Annotated in this window: 14 protein-coding genes; 9 read left to right on the top strand and 5 right to left on the bottom strand. The window is 46.0% G+C overall.

Annotated features, from left to right (window positions below; all coding sequences use genetic code 11):
• Positions 1 to 4: 4 nt before the first annotated feature.
• The 9 genes from KCV26_04370 (at position 5) to KCV26_04330 (ending at position 13,123) form a co-directional block, all read left to right on the top strand.
• The gene (locus KCV26_04370) at positions 5 to 1,726 is read left to right on the top strand and encodes a RagB/SusD family nutrient uptake outer membrane protein (protein WZX37621.1); all 1,722 of its coding nucleotides are present in this window, start codon (positions 5 to 7) and stop codon (positions 1,724 to 1,726) included.
• Between the two features lie 152 nt (positions 1,727 to 1,878).
• Positions 1,879 to 2,691: an SDR family oxidoreductase gene (locus tag KCV26_04365; GenBank protein WZX37620.1), complete on the top strand. Its 813-nt coding sequence runs from the start codon at positions 1,879 to 1,881 to the stop codon at positions 2,689 to 2,691.
• 20 nt (positions 2,692 to 2,711) lie between these two features.
• Positions 2,712 to 3,791, top strand: a complete 1,080-nt coding sequence (locus KCV26_04360; GenBank protein WZX38322.1) for a sugar kinase — start codon at positions 2,712 to 2,714, stop codon at positions 3,789 to 3,791.
• 22 nt (positions 3,792 to 3,813) lie between these two features.
• Positions 3,814 to 5,268, top strand: coding sequence for a decarboxylating NADP(+)-dependent phosphogluconate dehydrogenase (gnd, locus tag KCV26_04355; GenBank protein ID WZX37619.1), 1,455 nt, complete (start codon positions 3,814 to 3,816; stop codon positions 5,266 to 5,268).
• Positions 5,269 to 5,284: 16 nt separating this feature from the next.
• Entirely contained in the window at positions 5,285 to 6,571 is a 1,287-nt protein-coding gene (locus KCV26_04350) for a DUF2088 domain-containing protein (protein WZX37618.1), read from the top strand.
• 103 nt (positions 6,572 to 6,674) lie between these two features.
• Positions 6,675 to 8,096, top strand: coding sequence for a Gfo/Idh/MocA family oxidoreductase (locus KCV26_04345; GenBank protein ID WZX37617.1), 1,422 nt, complete (start codon positions 6,675 to 6,677; stop codon positions 8,094 to 8,096).
• A gap of 13 nt (positions 8,097 to 8,109) precedes the next feature.
• Positions 8,110 to 9,468: a DUF1080 domain-containing protein gene (locus KCV26_04340; protein ID WZX37616.1), complete on the top strand. Its 1,359-nt coding sequence runs from the start codon at positions 8,110 to 8,112 to the stop codon at positions 9,466 to 9,468.
• A gap of 7 nt (positions 9,469 to 9,475) precedes the next feature.
• Positions 9,476 to 10,846 (top strand): Gfo/Idh/MocA family oxidoreductase, encoded by a 1,371-nt coding sequence (locus tag KCV26_04335; GenBank protein WZX37615.1) that lies wholly within the window; start codon positions 9,476 to 9,478, stop codon positions 10,844 to 10,846.
• Positions 10,847 to 10,867: 21 nt separating this feature from the next.
• Positions 10,868 to 13,123 carry an alpha-L-rhamnosidase gene (locus tag KCV26_04330; GenBank protein ID WZX37614.1) on the top strand — a complete coding sequence of 752 codons (2,256 nt, stop codon included), beginning with the start codon at positions 10,868 to 10,870 and terminating at the stop codon, positions 13,121 to 13,123.
• Here KCV26_04330 and KCV26_04325 read toward each other — a convergent pair whose 3' ends face one another.
• The 5 genes from KCV26_04325 to KCV26_04305 all read right to left on the bottom strand — a co-directional run bounded on the left by KCV26_04325 (position 13,124) and on the right by KCV26_04305 (position 17,107).
• The gene (locus tag KCV26_04325) at positions 13,124 to 13,861 is read right to left on the bottom strand and encodes a UDP-2,3-diacylglucosamine diphosphatase (protein ID WZX37613.1); all 738 of its coding nucleotides are present in this window, start codon (positions 13,859 to 13,861) and stop codon (positions 13,124 to 13,126) included.
• A 3-nt stretch (positions 13,862 to 13,864) separates the two neighbouring features.
• Positions 13,865 to 14,182: a DUF59 domain-containing protein gene (locus KCV26_04320; protein ID WZX37612.1), complete on the bottom strand. Its 318-nt coding sequence runs from the start codon at positions 14,180 to 14,182 to the stop codon at positions 13,865 to 13,867.
• Positions 14,183 to 14,332: 150 nt separating this feature from the next.
• A complete protein-coding gene (radC, locus tag KCV26_04315; protein ID WZX37611.1) occupies positions 14,333 to 15,022 on the bottom strand; it encodes a DNA repair protein RadC in 690 nt (229 codons plus the stop codon).
• A gap of 99 nt (positions 15,023 to 15,121) precedes the next feature.
• Positions 15,122 to 15,688 (bottom strand): elongation factor P, encoded by a 567-nt coding sequence (gene efp, locus KCV26_04310; GenBank protein WZX37610.1) that lies wholly within the window; start codon positions 15,686 to 15,688, stop codon positions 15,122 to 15,124.
• 102 nt (positions 15,689 to 15,790) lie between these two features.
• Positions 15,791 to 17,107 carry an NCS2 family permease gene (locus KCV26_04305; GenBank protein ID WZX37609.1) on the bottom strand — a complete coding sequence of 439 codons (1,317 nt, stop codon included), beginning with the start codon at positions 17,105 to 17,107 and terminating at the stop codon, positions 15,791 to 15,793.
• Positions 17,108 to 17,156: the final 49 nt, after the last annotated feature.

Below are 17,156 nucleotides of genomic sequence, written 5' to 3'. Positions count from 1 at the left end.
TATTATGAAGACTTCTATTGATTATAAAAATATTATTTTTTGCCTGCTGCTGGTTATCCCCTTGACATGGGGGTCGTGCAACGACAGCGCATTCCTGGAGGAGAAGCCGATGGACTTCCTTGCCCCGGAAAATGCATACAACACGGAAGCCGGTCTACGGCAAGGAATTAACGGGCTTCATTGGTCTGTCCGCAACGATTTCTTTTTTGGCGAAGAGATACAGGAGCACAGCAGTACCTATAAAGGGCTTGGCACCGATGTTGCCTTTCACGGAGAGGATCCGAACAGCACGAAGTTTGTAAGCAATTACGTGAATTACTTCACATCCACCAACCTAATTGTCAGGGAGTGGTGGCGTCGCCCGTTCCGTATCATTCAGCGTGCGAACCTGATTCTGGAATACATAGACAAATCGGATATTAACTGGTCCACGCCGACAAAGAAAGATGAGTTTTCCGGTGAAGCATTGTTTTTTCGCGCGTGGTGTTACCGTCACCTGGTGTCTAATTACGGGGACGTTCCCGTTGTCACGGAGGTGACCAACGAGTTTAAGACGGACTATGTACGGCAGCCGAAAGCCGATGCCTTCAAATTGATGGAGGAGGACCTGACAAAAGCCGTGTCTTTCCTCCCCGACAGGGGTAAAGAAGAGAGTCCCGGCCGTATTACCAAAGGTGCGGCATTGCATCTCCTTACCGAGATATACCTGATGGAGGGTAAATACGATGAAGCGATACAGTCGTCAACCCGGCTGATCGATAACATGGGATACAAACTGATGACCAACCGCTTCGGCAGCGCCGGAAACTCTGTATGGGGCACGGGAGATGTTTTCTATGACCTGTTTGCGGCCAACAACCAGAACCTGGCCGAAAACACGGAAAATATCTGGTCAATCCAGTTTGATGAACCGGGAGTTATCGGAGGGAGCAACAACCGCGGGGGGCGTGCCTGGGGGCCGGCCTATTTCAGAATGGGGAACACCCCCGACGGCAAAAAAGCGTTTCGGGGTGAGCTGATAGACGGTAAATACACGGGTTATTCCGATTCCCTGGGAAGAGGGGTGTCCTGGATACGGCCGACCTACTATATGACGCATATCGTGTGGGGAAAGGATTTCGACAAGGATATCCGGAATGCCAAACACATGGTGAAGCGTGATTTCTACTTCGATAATCCCGAGTCCGCCTATCATGGCCAACGAATCGATTTCAGCCTGTACCCGCCAAGCGCGGGGCGTGACCCGATCCGAGACACGTGTCAATATATTTATCCGTTCTTTTTAAAATTCTATGATCCCTGCAATGTCCTTGAAAATCCGGCCACATCGGGAAACGGGGCTTCTTACAAGGACATATATGCCATGCGGCTGGCCGAAACCTACCTGTTCCGGGCAGAAGCGTATATCCAGACCGGGCAGAAAGAAAAGGCGTTGGCAGATATCAATGTCATACGCAACAGGGCCAAGGCCACACCCGCCACAGTGGATGAGGTGGATATCGATTACCTGCTGGATGAACGCGCCCGTGAATTGTACCAGGAAGAGTGCCGTTTTTATGTGTTGCGCAGGACGGGAAAGCTTGTTGAACGAGTCCGGAAATACAACAATAATCCGCTTACTCCGGGACTGAATATTCAGGATTATCACGTGTTGCTTCCCATACCGCAGGAGCAGATTGATCTAAACATCAGTGGTGATTTTCCGCAGAATCCGGGATATCAATAAAGAAAATCTTCCGATTCGTAATCTCGTAAGTTGGATGTGTTTTTTTGAAAAATAAAAAACACGGGATATTATTTGTACTTTACCGAAGATAGTGTTAACTTTGTGCACGTACACAAGTAGGCGTGAATTCAATTAATAAACAAAAATAAATCATGTACGAACTATTTAACATTCAAGGCAAAGTAATTGTTGTTACCGGCGGAACAGGCGTTTTGGGCGCATCGATGGTGGAGTACTTGGCTTTGCACGGAGCGAAGGTAGCCGTATTGGCCCGGAACAAAGAAAAGGGGGACGAGCAGATTGAGCATGTAAGATCAAAGGGTGGAGATGCGTTGTTCCTTCAAACCGATGTGACTGATGAGGCAGTATTAAGGCAAAACGCAGAGGCGATCATTGCCAGATACGGTAAAATAGATGCCCTTATTAACGGAGCGGGAGGCAATATGCCCGGTGCCACTATAGGACCGAAAAACACCATCTTCGATTTGAAAATGGATGATTTCCGTAAGGTGGTAGACCTGAACCTGATGGGAACTGTTGTTCCGACAGTTATCTTCGCCGAATATATGGTGAAAGAGAAAAAGGGAAACATCATCAATATTTCATCCGCTTCGGCGTTGCGTCCGTTATCACGTGTGGCCGGATACGGCGCAGCAAAAGCAGCTGTTACCAACTTTACCAAATACATGGCCGGTGAACTGGCTATTAAGTTTGGTGAAGATTTCCGTGTAAATGCACTTTGTCCGGGATTTTTCATTACTGAACAGAACAGAAACCTGCTTACTAATCCTGACGGGACTTATTCCGATAGAGGAAATACCATAATTGCCCATACTCCTTTCAGACGTTTCGGCAATCCGGCAGATCTACTTGGTACGCTACACTATCTGGTGAGCGATGCTTCTAGGTTTGTTACCGGTACCGTTGCTATTGTGGATGGCGGTTTTGATGCCTTTAGTATTTAAACAGACTTAACTTCTTCACCATTATGCTTCAACTTAAAAGAGAATGTAGGTATTCACTGATAGTCGCTTCCAGTATGGGAGTGAGAATTACACCGGTAAATGCCCAGCCGGTACATAGCAGCAAGATTTTCGAAATGCAGGCAACGAGCGCCGAAACAAATGTGGCTAGTATTTCATCTTCTCTCGGACTTCCGGTCAAGGTGCTGACTACCTTTGTAAAAGACAGCCCGATTGCGGCTTTTATCAAATCCGACCTGAGGGCAAGAGACATTGACTTCGAAGGGCCGGAGATCCCGCAGGGAGGCCCGTGGGGTTACCGTCACCAGTTCAATATTGCCGATAGTGGTTTTGGATTACGTGGGCCCCGTGTCCAGAACGACAGGGCAGGGGAAGTAGGAAAGACCTTGAACGTGAAAGATTTTGATTTGGAACGGATTTTTGCCAAAGAGGGAGTTCAGATCATGCATTTGTCGGGATTGATAGCTGCCTTATCGCCCGAGACAAGTGATTTCTGCCTCCAGCTAGCCCGCTATGCCAAAAGACACGGCACCCTTATCTCTTTTGACCTGAACCACAGAGCAACATTCTGGAAGGGCCGGGAAAAGGAGTTGAAAGAGGCGTTTGCTGAAATCGCTTCCCTGTCGGATATCTTAATTGGAAACGAGGAAGATTTTCAACTCTGTTTAGGTGTCCAGGGTCCGAAAGCAGGGGGTGAAAATATTGAAGACACCATTGATGCCTTTAAAGGGATGATTTTGAATGCAAGAAAAGCATTTCCCAACGTTTCAGTATTTGCAAATACGCTCCGGGAGGTGATCAGTGCCAATGAACATCTTTGGGGAGCAATTGTTTATGAAAATGAGAACTGGCACGTTGCCCCGTTGCGCAAGATTAACGTGGTGGATCGTATTGGGGGGGGTGACGGTTTCGTGGGTGGATTGCTCTATAGTATTCTGAAGGAAATGCCGTCTGAAAAGTGGATCCAGTTTGCGTGGGCCAGTGGCGCTTTGGCCACCACTTTCCTCACCGATTATGCCCAGCCTGCCGATGAAGAAATGATCTGGAGCATCTGGAAAGGAAATGCGCGGGTGAAACGATAAAACAACCAATCAAAAATATAATATGAAACAAAAAGCAGATATTGGACTCATTGGGCTTGCAGTAATGGGCGAAAACCTCGTCCTGAACATGGAAAGTAAAGGTTACACAGTAGCCGTTTATAACCGCACGGTTGAAAAAGTAGATAATTTTGTGAGCGGCAGAGGTAAAGGCAAGAATTTTATCGGGGCACATTCACTTGAAGAATTGGTGGATTCACTCGAACGCCCTCGTAAGGTAATGATGTTGGTAAAAGCCGGAAAGCCGGTGGATGATTTCATTGAACAACTCATTCCTCTCCTTGAACCCGGAGATATTATTATTGATGGGGGAAACAGCCATTTCCCGGATACCGTCCGCCGTACAAAACAGGTGGAAAGTAAAGGATTACTGTACATAGGTACCGGTGTTTCCGGGGGTGAAGAAGGTGCATTGCTCGGGCCTTCGATGATGCCCGGCGGATCGCCGGAAGCATGGCCTTTCGTAAAAGAAATTTTTCAGGCGGTAGCGGCAAAAGTAGAGGATGGATCTCCGTGTTGCGACTGGGTAGGCGAAGACGGTGCCGGACATTTCGTGAAAATGGTACATAACGGTATCGAATACGGGGACATGCAGATAATTAATGAGGCATATCACCTGATGAAGGAATTACTGGGGATGGATGCTTTTGAACAACACGAAGTGTTTAAAAAATGGAATGCCGGAAAACTCGATTCGTATCTTATTGAAATCACCACCGATATCCTGGCGTACAAAGACGAAGACGGGAGCCCTTTGGTAGAAAAAATTCTCGATACGGCCGGACAGAAAGGTACCGGGAAATGGACAGCCGTAACGGCGCTCGATCTGGGAATCCCGCTTACGCTTATCGGCGAGTCCGTGTTTTCGCGCTGCCTTTCGGCTCAGAAAGACCTTCGTGTAAAAGCATCGAAGGTGATTGCAGGAAAAAAACCGGCATTCAAAGGAGACAGGCAACAATTCATTAACGACCTCGAACAGGCCATTTACGGAGCGAAAATCATTTCGTATGCACAGGGGTACGACCTGATGATGGAGGCTGCCAAAGAATATAACTGGAACCTCAATTACGGAGGAATAGCGCTGATGTGGCGTGGAGGATGCATCATCCGTTCGGTATTTCTGGGTGACATCAAAAAAGCATTCGACAATAATCCCAAGCTGGAAAATCTGTTGCTCGATCCGTTCTTCAAAGAAAGTATCGAATCGGTTCAGGAAAGTTGGCGCAGGGTGTGCGCTACTGCACTCGAAAACGGAATTCCTGTTCCTGCACTGACATCGGCTTTGTGCTATTTCGACGGGTTCCGTAACGACCGCTTACCGGCTAATCTGCTGCAGGCGCAGCGTGATTATTTTGGAGCACATCAGTATGAGAGGGTAGATAAACCGCGCGGTGAGTTCTTCCATACCGACTGGACAGGTCGCGGAGGAAATACCGCCTCGTCCACATACCAAGTTTAGTATTCAATCTGAAGAGATGATTTATTATCAAAACGGCTCTGCCACAAACAACCTGTCGCGCGAAGACCTGGAGGCGGGTCTTCGCGAGGCTTTCGGTAAATTGGGTGAAAAGCATAAAGTGCTGGCTATCCCGCCCGATTATACTCGCCTGCCCAGCCGTGCGGGTGAACTGACAGAAATAAGCTGGGAATATTATGGTGACAGGCTAACCGATATTCTTCCGGCGTTGGGGACGCATACACCCATGACCGATGATCAGATCTCACACATGTTCGGAAAAACTCCGGCTAATTTGGTACGAATTCACGACTGGCGAAACGATGTGGTAACGCTTGGTAGGGTTTCGGCAGAAATTGTGGAAGAGGTTTCTGAGTATAAAGTACACTTCGATTGGCCGGTTCAAGTAAATAGGTTGTTGGTTGAGGGCAATTTCGATCTTATCCTTTCTATCGGACAGGTTGTTCCGCACGAAGTAGTGGGGATGGCAAACTATAACAAGAATGTTTTTGTGGGAACCGGTGGATTCGAAGCGATCAACAAGAGCCATTATGTGGGAGCGGTCTATGGCATGGAGCGGATGATGGGACGTGCCGATACCCCGGTTCGCAGGCTATTCAATTATGCTTCGGAAAATTTCGCAAAACAACTCCCTATTGTGTATGTGCTCACGGTAGTGGGTGTAAACAAAGAAGGAAAACAACAGACTTACGGACTGTTTGTGGGTGATGATTTCGCTGTTTTTGACGTAGCTGCCAAGCTCTCTCTCGAGGTTAATTTCCAAATGGTTGAAAAACCGTTGAAGAAGGTCGTAGTGTGGTTAGACCCCACGGAGTTCAAAAGCACCTGGCTGGGAAACAAATCCATTTACAGAACACGAATGGCTATTGCCGACGGAGGGGAGCTTGTTGTGTTGGCGCCGGCATTAAAGGAATTCGGAGAGGATAAGGAGATAGACCGGTTGATCCGGAAATACGGTTATTTTGGAACTCCTGAAACATTAAAAGCAGTTGAGGATAACGAAGAGTTGAGGAATAATCTGGGTGCCGCGGCACATCTTATTCACGGGTCGTCGGAAGGCAGGTTTTCCATCACCTATTGTCCGGGTAAAGGAGCAGAAAACCTCACACGGGAAGAGATTGAAAGTGTGGGCTTTCGGTGGGGAGATATCGATGAAACGATGCAAAAATATAATTTCCAACACCTGAAAGAAGGATTTAACATCCTGCCGGACGGGGAAGAGGTATATTATATTTCAAGCCCCGCCTTGGGATTATGGGCGCACAGGGACCGGTTTGAGTATTGAAGACCGTTTAAAGAGATAGCAATCCAAGCATTTTTTTTGCTTTAAAAGGCGTTTTTTTATATTTTTGTTTTTCTACAAAAACAAATACGTTAGAATATATATTATGACGACAAGAAGAGATTTCTTGAGAAATACAGCTTTAGCCTCTGCGGGAATTGCGTTAAGCGGTATCTATACCAAGACCAATGCAGCTAGCTACAGCCGTATTGTAGGGGCTAATCGAAAAGTAAATCTGGCACACATCGGGATAGGAAACAGAGGTTGGGAGATTATCAACGATTTTGATAAAACAAAATTGGCAAACGTTGTTGCCCTCTGTGATGTGGATTTAGGAGCCGAGCACACCCAAAAAGCCATGGCTAAATTTCCAAACGCAAAACGTTTCAAGGATTTTAGAGAGATGTTCGATAAAATCGGAAACGAGTTTGAGGCGGTAGCCATCGCCACTCCCGATTTTGCTCATTTCCCATCAGTGATGCTAGCCATTAAAGAAGGAAAGCATGTCTATGTGGAAAAACCTATGGGCCGCACATTTAACGAAGTTGAACTGATGATAAAAGCAGCCCGGAAGTATCCAAAAGTTGTAACGCAGATGGGTAACCAGGGACATTCTGAAGGTAATTATTTCCAGTTCAAAGCCTGGAAAGAAGCCGGCATCATAAAAGATGTTACCGCCATTACAGCGCACATGAACAACGCCCGCCGCTGGCACGGATGGGATCCGAACATCAAGAAGTTCCCTGGTGCCGAGCCCATCCCGGAAACAATGGATTGGGACACCTGGTTGTCGGCCCAGTCGTATCACGATTACAACAAGGACTTTCACTATGGACAATGGCGTTGCTGGTACGATTTCGGAATGGGGGCTTTAGGCGACTGGGGAGCGCATATCCTCGATACGGCTCACGAGTTTCTTGATCTGGGTTTGCCGGAAGAGGTGAATCCGGTAAAACTCTCCAAGCACAACGAATACTTCTTTCCGATGTCGAGCACGATCGAATTTAAGTTTCCAAAACGTGGAAAAATGCCGCCTGTTGTCATAACGTGGTACGACGGTGTGGATAACATTCCTCCCGTTCCGGAAGGTTATGGGGTTTCTGAACTTGATCCGAATATTCCCAGTGTTGGAGGCGGAAAAATTCAACCGGCCAAGCTGAATCCGGGGAAGGAAATTTACAGCAAAAACCTGATTTTTAAGGGTGGTTCGCACGGGAGTACGTTAAGCATTATTCCGGATGACAAAGCCCGGGAAATGGAGAGGAAGCTTCCCGTTGTTCCGAAAAGCCCGTCGAACCATTTCGCCAATTTCCTATTGGCCTGTCAGGGAGAAGAGAAAACACGCTCGCCCTTCGAGATTGCCGGCCCGCTGAGCCAGGTGTTCTGTCTGGGGGTAGCAGTGCAGCGACTGAATCGGAGAATTGTCTTTGACCGAAAAACAAAACGGGTTGTTGACGATGTTTTTGCGGATGCTTTTCTGACAGGGGCACCTCCACGAAAAGGATGGGAACATTTTTATGAAATATAAAAAATAGTAATCTATGAAAAGGAATATTCTTGTATTAATTGCAACGGTTTTTATTGTTTCTGCTTCGGCTCAGGAAGCCAAATGGCAGGATCTCTTCAACGGAAGGAACCTGAAAGGGTGGACCAAACTAAACGGAACAGCCGAATATAAAATTCAGGAGAAGGCCATTGTCGGGATTTCAAAAAGCGGAACGCCTAATACATTCTTGGCTACCAATAAGATGTATGACGACTTTATCCTGGAATTTGACTTTAAAGTGGACGACGGACTGAACTCCGGAGTTCAGTTTAGAAGCAATAGCTTGAAAGAGTATCAAAACGGACGCGTGCACGGGTATCAGTTCGAGATTGACCCTTCCGACAGATCGTGGACGGGAGGCGTTTACGATGAAGCACGCAGAGGATGGCTTTATCCTATGACTGTCAATCCCATTGGACAGAAAGCCTTTAAACATAATCAGTGGAACAAAGCACGCATAGAGGCAATCGGTAACTCCATACGCACGTGGGTAAACGGTGTCCCCTGTGCCGATATATTGGACGACGTCACAAAATCGGGTTTTATTGCCTTACAGGTCCACTCAATAAACAACAAACAACTCGAAGGCAAAACGGTCTCCTGGAGAAACATCCGTATCCTGACTCAGGACCTCGATAAGTTCAGGTCGCGTGAAAACACAGACGGAATAGAACAAGTAAATACCATCGCCAATACCATTTCCGAGCGAGAAGCACGTGAAGGATGGAAACTGTTGTGGGACGGAAAGACTACCAACGGATGGCGAGGAGCAAAGCTCGATAATTTTCCCGAAAAAGGCTGGTCAGTCGATAACGGAATCCTCAAAGTTCAAAAAAGCGGTGGAGGAGAATCTACGAACGGTGGCGATATTGTTACCACCCGCCCGTATAAAAATTTTATGTTGAAAGTGGACTTTAAGATTACCGAAGGTGCCAACAGTGGCATCAAGTATTTTGTGGACACAAACCTGAACAAAGGCGCAGGTTCAGCCATCGGCTGCGAATTTCAAATATTGGATGACAAAAAACATCCCGATGCCAAATTAGGTGTTGCTGGAAACAGGACACTTGGTTCACTTTACGACTTGATTGCAGCCCCCGATAACAAACCTTTCAGGCCCGGCTTCTTTAATACGGCTATGGTGGTTGTGAAGGGAAATCACGTAGAACACTGGTTGAACGGAGTGAAAATTATTGAATATGAACGCAACAACCAGATGTGGGATGCGTTGGTAAACTACAGCAAGTATAAAGACTGGCCCGATTTCGGAAATGCAGAAGAGGGGTTGCTCTTATTGCAGGATCACGGCGATGAAGTATGGTTTCAGAACATAAAGATTAAAGAACTTGAATAACAATATCATGGATCGAAGAAATTTTCTCAAGAGATCAGCCGTTACGGTTACCGGCCTAAGCCTGAATCCTTTAATAGGGAAATCCTACTCATCCGTTTTCGGACAATCGGCGCCTGGGAATAAAATCAAAATCGGACTCATTGGCTGCCGTAACCAGGGGTGGGCCAACTTGAAAACTTTCCTCGACTACCCCGGGACCGAATGTATCTCCTTGTGTGATGTAGATGATCAGTGGCTCTATCAACGGGCTGCCGACGTAGAAAAAATAACCGGAAAAAAACCACCTCAGCTGGTTAAAGATTGGCGCCGGGTGATTGACAACAAAGATATAGACATGGTGATTATCGGTACACCGGATCATTGGCACTGTCTTCAGTTGGTGGCCGCCTGCGAAACCGGAAAAGACGTATACGTGGAAAAGCCGCTTGCCAATACCATGGAGGAGTGTGACCTGATGGTGCGTGCTACCCGGAAATATAACCGGATTGTACAGGTGGGACAATGGCAGCGGAGCGATCCCCACTGGGATGAGGCGGCTGCCTATGTGCAGAGCGGGAAGCTGGGACGAGTGAGAACCGTTAAGGTTTGGGCGTACCAAACCAGCAAATGGACGTTGCCGGTGGTGCCTGATTCGGCACCTCCCGCTGGAGTAGACTACGACATGTGGCTGGGTCCTGCACCGAAGCGAACGTATAATCAGAACCGGTTCCACTATAATTTTCGCTTTTTCTGGGATTACGCCGGCGGATTGATGGCCGATTGGGGAGTACATTTGCTGGACTATGCCATGAAGGGAATGAATGTCGGATTGCCATCGTATGTATACGGTGCCGGAGGGAAATTCGGTTATCCCGATGATGCAATGGAGACGCCCGATACACTTATGGCGACCTATAAATATCCGGATTTCAACATTATCTGGGATCATGCCTGCGGCATTGGTAATGGATTGTTCGGGCTTCGCGAAGGGGTCGCCTTCTTCGGAGAGAACGGTACGCTTGTCCTAACCCGGCAAGGATGGGAGGTGATGCCCGAACAGGGGGTTAACAGCCGCAATTTTCCTTATTGTTATCCTTGCGACAACGAGCGAAAGCCCAACACCCCGAGAATGGAGGCGGTAGAGAAAAAAACGGGTGGAGGGAAAGGATTGTACCTGCATGCAGGAAACATGCTGGAATGCATGCGTTCACGCCAGTTGCCCAATGCCGATATTGCGATAGGGGCGGAAGTAGCCAAGCTGAGCCATATGGCCAATATTTCTTGTAGAGTTGGATCAGCGCTGAACTGGGATAACGAAACCGGCACTTTTGATAACCCGGAAGCGAACCGGCTGGCTAAAGCCCATTATAGGGAACCCTGGAAGTTACCCAAACTCTAAGAAGAAAGAACAGGATTTAAAATGAGAAGACGAGGATGCTTGCTGGTGTGTTTTGTGCTGGTGATTTTCTGTACATATGCACAAAACAAACCTACGGGTTTGATGACGGATTTGTTGAAAAATACGGGGGAGGTTTTTATCAATGGTTATCCCTCTACCCTGGATCATGAAGGGATCGATTCAGCCATTGAACCTGTTCAGACAGCCAAAATCCTCTCGGAGTACCCATCGTTCAGTTGGATTGTTCCCAACAAAGGGAAGAATACGCTACAATCCGGTTACAGGATTATTCTGTCGGACTCTTTGCACCTTATTCAAAAAGGGGAAGGGAATGTGTGGGATAGCGGGACGGTAAACTCCGGCAGGTCTGTCTCCGTTGCGTACCGGGGCAGGTCGTTGCAGCCACGAAAAGTGTACTACTGGAGAGTCAAGGCGATAACCGGCAATAGCGAAGAAAGCGATTGGTCAGATATCAAATCTTTTAGAACAGGAGATGAGTTAAAGCCATACCAATCTTCGAGTGAGGTTCTTGTTAAGTCTGTCGAACATCCGGTTCTGTGTTCGACCCGCGATGACAATTGGTTTTTTGACTTTGGTAAGGCATCCTTCGGGCAATTGCTTGTCAGACTGACGTCTGAAACCGGGAATGATACGGTTATCGTAAACCTGGGAGAGAAAGTCCGGGATGGGCGTGTGGACTCCCGGCCAGGAGGAACCATTCGTTATCAATCCTACTCTTTGGCGTTATTGAAAGGTACTCACCTGTACCGTATAAAAGTGCATAAAGATAAACGAAACACATTGGAAGTTGCCGTAAAAATGCCTGCTTACATAGGCGAGGTAGTTCCTTTCCGTTATGCGGAAGTGCTGCATTACGGCAATAAGTTGGATAAAGAAGATGTCATAAGGGAATCTGTTCATTATCCATTCGATGATTCAACCTCCTTCTTCCGCTGCGATAATGATACCCTGAATCAAATCTGGGAGATGAGTAAGTATACGATGAAGGCAACTTCATTCACAGGAGTTTACGTTGATGGAGACAGAGAACGTATCCCGTATGAAGCAGACATACTTATCAATCAGCTAAGTCATTACAGTGTGGATAGGGAATATTCCATTGCACGTAAATCCCTGGAGTATATCTTGAAAAAACCCACCTGGCCTACCGAATGGATTTTGCAGGCTATACTTATCGCTTGGTATGACTATATGTATACGGGTGATGCTCGATCCCTGGAAAAGAATTATCCGTTGCTGAAAAACAGATCGTTGATGCAACTTAAAACCAGTAAGGGGTTGATTTCCACTACTGCAGGCCTGCAAACATCTGCTTTTCTTCAATCTATAAATTTCAATAAACCCATACAGGATATTGTGGATTGGCCCGGGGAAGAAAGAGACGGGTTTGTTTTCTGTGACCATAACGCGGTGGTAAATGCATTTTATTACGAAGCCCTGAAAATAATGGAGCAGATTGCCCGAGTATTGAATAAACAGGAGGACAGGTTGTTTTATGCCAAAGCACATCAAGAGGTTTATAAACTATTTAACGACACTTTTTTTGATCTTAAACGGAAACTGTATACAGATGGCGATACCACCAGCCATACATCATTGCATGCCAATATGTTTGCCTTTGCTTTTGGGTTAGTTCCTCAACAACATTCCCAGGGAGTGCAGGATTTTATCAAGTCCAGAGGAATGGCGTGCAGCGTTTACGGGGCTCAGTTCCTGATGGATGCTTTGTATAACGGTGGTAATGGGGCGTACGCGGAGGAATTGCTGGCATCGACCGGTGAGAGGAGCTGGTACAACATGATACGATCAGGCTCAACAGTAGCGCTGGAAGCCTGGGACATTAAATATAAACCTAACCTGGACTGGAATCATGCTTGGGGAGCGGTTCCTGCAAACACGATTGCCCGATACGTGGTTGGTATTAAACCATCTGCTCCAGGGTTCGAGAGCATTGAAATTAAACCGCATGTTTACAGCCTTACTTCGGTTGAATCTGCTGTTCCCACCATTAGAGGAAACATTTTATTTACTTACAAGACGATCAATAATGATGAATATGAGTTGTCGGTAGAGATTCCGCCAAATACCCAAGCAGAACTCTATCTACCGATTAAATCCGGTAAACGGGTCAGAGAGGTTTTTCTCGACGGTAAAAAAATTACTTTTGCTAAAGGGAAAAAGGAGCCGGAACACCTGTATGTTGGAAGAATAACTTCGGGAAAACAGGTGTATCGGGTAATGTTGAGCAACAGGTAATTAAAACTTTTTCAGTTCCATTTCCTTTCCGTCAAAGACACCGTACGAGAAATGCTGTATCCAGTCGCCGATATTGATAACGCGCGACGTTTCGTTCAGCGGTAAATCCAATAAGAGGTGCCTGTGTCCGAAAACAAAATAGTCAATATCCGGAGTTCGGATAATTTCCTGCTTTGCAAACTGGATAAGGTATTCGTTGTCCTCACCTAAAAAATCCTGTACACCGCCTGATTCCCGGCTTTTATTCGACCATGCGTGTGCCAGGCCCACGGTCCATCGAGGATGGATAGCCGCAAAACAGCGTCGCAAGAACGTACTGTGAAAAATTCTACGAAGTATCCTGAACGAAGCCGATTTATCGGCCAATCCGTCGCCGTGAGCGATAAAAAATTTCTTGCCGGAAAGTTCCGTGACAAACGGTTTGCGGTGGACAATTAACCCGCATTCGTTCTGGAGATAATCGGTGAGCCAGATGTCGTGATTGCCAATGAAAAAATACACAACCACCCCTGAGTCGGTAATTTCCGACAGTTTACCCAGCAGACGCGTAAATCCTCTGGGTACAACGGTTTTATATTCGAACCAATAATCGAAGATATCGCCCAGCAGGTAAATGGCTTGCGCATCTTCCTTTACAAAATCGAGCCAACGGCACAATTTCCGCTCCGTTTCAACGGAATCGGCGTGCATTTTTGAACCCAAATGAGCGTCGGAAACGAAATATACTTTTTTGTTCATTTTTTACATAAACCCAAGTTCCAGCAAAGCTTCTTCGCTCATCATCGATTTATCCCATGGTGGATCAAACGTAAGGTTAAGGTCTACGCTGTTCACTTCCGGTATGGACTCTATTTTCATCTGCACATCCATCAGGATGAAGTCGGCAGCGGGACAACTGGGAGAAGTAAAGGTCATTTCAATGGTTACGTTGTTGGTATCGTCAATGTCCACGTCATATATTAATCCCAGGTCGTAGATATTTACCGGAATTTCGGGGTCGTACACCGTGCGGAGCAAAACCACTATTTTATCTTGAAGTTTTTGTAATTCGTCGTTCATTTTTTTTATTTTTTCAAGTGCGTTGAACTGTTTATTAAAATTGTAGATTGATTTAGCTTGAAAGAGATTGAGAAGCGGGTTTATCTTATTCAATCTTTTTCAATCTGTTATCTATCTTTTTCAATCTGTTATCTATCTTATTCAATCTTCTTATATCATGCCATTATCGGCAAAACTGTAATACGTTTCACCACATACGATTATATGATCAAGTAAAGAAATATCCATCCATCGGGCTGCCTCCTTCAGTTTTTTTGAGATTGCGGTATCCTGTGCGCTAGGCGTACAGTTCCCCGACGGGTGGTTATGCCCCAACACGATACTGCTTGCATAATGACTGATTGCTTCGCGGAGGATTAACCGTATGTCAACTACTGTTCCCGATATACCACCACGGCTGACCTGCAAAGTGGCAACCACTTTATTGGATCGGTCGAGAAGCAATGCCCACGTCTCTTCGTGATTTAAATCTACCAGCACAGGATAGAAAACGGCATAGGCATCATCGGAAGAGGTGATTTTTTTTCTGTTAACCGCTCCTTCCGATTTCCTTCTTCTACCCAGCTCCAGAGCAGCAATTATAGTAATTGCTTTTGCCGGTCCGATACCACGGAAATTAGTCACCAGATCGTTAACGCTGAAACGGCCTAATTTGTTGAGGTTATTACCGGCTTTCTGCAGAATTCTTTTGCATAGTTCCACTGCGCTCTCCTTGTCGTTGCCTGAACCGATAAGAATAGCTAGTAACTCGGAATCCGACAGTGCCGAAACACCCTTCAGCATCATTTTTTCACGCGGACGATCCTCTTCGGCCCACTCTTTTATGCTGATTTTTTTCATTCCTTTCAATTCTCGGTCAATCGCAAAGATAACACAAAAAAAGACACCGTAAAATACGATGTCTTTCTTCTTGCTGGTAAATTTCTCCAATAGCAGGTGTTATTCCTTCACACGTTCAACATATGTTCCCGTGCGTGTATCTACCTTAATTTTTTCACCTTCGTTGATGAACAGGGGAACTCGGACTTCCGCTCCGGTTTCAACGGTGGCAGGCTTCAATGTGTTAGTAGCCGTATCGCCCTTGATACCGGGTTCGGTATACGTAACCTGCAGTACTACGTGTGTAGGCATTTCTGCTGTTAAGATGGTACCGCTTTCGGAATGGATTTGAACTTCCACCAGGTCGCCCTCTTTCAGGAACTGCACTCCCTCAATCTGTTCGGCAGGGATAGGTATTTGTTCGAAAGTTTCGGTGTTCATGAAGTTATATCCCATATCGTCCTGATAAAGGTATTGGAACGGACGGCGTTCTATGCGAACCTCATCCACCCTGACACCCGAGTTGAAAGTCTTTTCGAGAACACGTCCCGTTGTTACGTTTTTAAGTTTTGTACGTACGAAAGCTGCACCTTTTCCGGGTTTCACGTGAAGAAATTCTACGATGAAATAATATTGTCCTTCCAAATCGATGCACATTCCGTTTCTGAAATCAGCTGTTGTTGCCATAAATTGTATTTGTCTGAGTTATATTTGGATTAGGCCGCAAAAGTAATGGTTTTATTCCAGAACAGCAAATAAATTAACGGGTTGAGTGCGTTTTTTGAGCCATTAGTGAACAAATGCATTTGACGCGTCAAGAATAATTTTAATCAGGAAAAAAAGCGTCAGTACATACATGGTAATGCTTACGTCTTTTACTTTTCCCGATAAGAGTTTAACAAGGGTGAAGCTCAACATTCCGAAAATAATTCCGTTGGCAATGCTGTATGTGAACGGCATAAATATGATGGTGACGAATGCCGGAAGTCCTTCGCTTATTTCGTTGAAGTCGATATCAGCAACCGAACTCATCATAAATAGCCCAATAATGATCAGTGCCGGAGCTGTTGCTGCAGCTGGCACCATTAAGAATATCGGGGCAAAGAAAAGGGCCAGTACAAACATTAGTGTAGTGCTCACACTGGTAAGTCCTGTCCTTCCACCGGCTGCGACCCCCGAAGCACTTTCCACGTATGAGGTATTCGGACTTGTACCCAAGACAGCTCCTACGAATGTTCCCAATGCGTCGGCAAACAATGCTTTCTGTAATTGAGGGAAACTACCGTCTTTTTCCGATTTTCCAATTTTTGAGATGACACCAATCAATGTGCCCATAGCGTCAAAGATGTTGACCATCAGGAAAGTAAACACAACGATCAGCATGTCGAAAGTTAAGATACTGCTCCATTCGAATTTAAAAAAGATAGGCTCTATGCTGGGCGGAAGTGTAATCCAGCTGCCTTGAGGTAACTGGATCATTCCCAAAAATCCGGCAAATATGGTGGAAATAATAATTCCGATCAGGATCGCACCGTGTACTTTTTTAACCAAAAGCACTGCAATAACCACCAATCCGAGTACTGCAATCCAAACATTGGGATCTGCCATGTTCCCGAGTTGAACGAGCGTAAACTGGTTTGGGGTTACAATCCCCGCACTTTTCAGTCCTATCAACGTGATAAACAATCCAATACCAATAGGAATCGCATTTTTTAGCGCCACCGGAATATTGTCTACAATAATTTTTCGAATATTGAAAATGGTCAGCAGCATGAAACAGAAACCTGAAAGTAAAACGCCTGTCAAAGCAAATTGCCAGGAGTGTCCCATCGCGATAACTACGCTGAAAGCAAAAAAGTTGTTCAACCCCATTCCAGGTGCCTGGGCTATAGGTACATTGGCAATGAGTGCCATAAAAATGGTTCCGGCAATAGCCGCAACGGCAGTCGTCGTGAATAGCGCTCCTTTATCCATACCTGTCTCACCCAATATTTGAGGGTTCACAGCCAAAATATAGGACATGGTCAAAAAGGTGATGATACCGGCCAAGATCTCTGTGCGGATGTTGGTGTTGTTTTCTTTAAGTTTGAATAGTTTTTCTATCATGATTGTTCGTTTGTAATTCAGTTGATATTCACAGCCAGGACGAAATGAT

The sequence above is a fragment of the Petrimonas sulfuriphila genome (assembly GCA_038561985.1).
Classification (GTDB): domain Bacteria; phylum Bacteroidota; class Bacteroidia; order Bacteroidales; family Dysgonomonadaceae; genus Petrimonas; species Petrimonas sulfuriphila.
The sequence above is the reverse complement of the archived record's forward strand: the minus strand, read 5'-3'. Positions and strand labels throughout refer to the sequence as shown.

Coding starts and splice junctions, on each gene's coding strand:
- KCV26_04340 (WZX37616.1), top strand. CDS start 8,110: ATGAAAAGGAATATTCTTGTATTAATTGCAACGGTTTTTATTGTTTCT.
- KCV26_04325 (WZX37613.1), bottom strand. CDS start 13,861: ATGAACAAAAAAGTATATTTCGTTTCCGACGCTCATTTGGGTTCAAAA.
- KCV26_04365 (WZX37620.1), top strand. CDS start 1,879: ATGTACGAACTATTTAACATTCAAGGCAAAGTAATTGTTGTTACCGGC.
- KCV26_04305 (WZX37609.1), bottom strand. CDS start 17,107: ATGATAGAAAAACTATTCAAACTTAAAGAAAACAACACCAACATCCGC.
- KCV26_04335 (WZX37615.1), top strand. CDS start 9,476: ATGGATCGAAGAAATTTTCTCAAGAGATCAGCCGTTACGGTTACCGGC.
- KCV26_04330 (WZX37614.1), top strand. CDS start 10,868: ATGAGAAGACGAGGATGCTTGCTGGTGTGTTTTGTGCTGGTGATTTTC.
- KCV26_04345 (WZX37617.1), top strand. CDS start 6,675: ATGACGACAAGAAGAGATTTCTTGAGAAATACAGCTTTAGCCTCTGCG.
- KCV26_04370 (WZX37621.1), top strand. CDS start 5: ATGAAGACTTCTATTGATTATAAAAATATTATTTTTTGCCTGCTGCTG.
- gnd (WZX37619.1), top strand. CDS start 3,814: ATGAAACAAAAAGCAGATATTGGACTCATTGGGCTTGCAGTAATGGGC.
- KCV26_04350 (WZX37618.1), top strand. CDS start 5,285: ATGATTTATTATCAAAACGGCTCTGCCACAAACAACCTGTCGCGCGAA.
- efp (WZX37610.1), bottom strand. CDS start 15,688: ATGGCAACAACAGCTGATTTCAGAAACGGAATGTGCATCGATTTGGAA.
- KCV26_04320 (WZX37612.1), bottom strand. CDS start 14,182: ATGAACGACGAATTACAAAAACTTCAAGATAAAATAGTGGTTTTGCTC.
- radC (WZX37611.1), bottom strand. CDS start 15,022: ATGAAAAAAATCAGCATAAAAGAGTGGGCCGAAGAGGATCGTCCGCGT.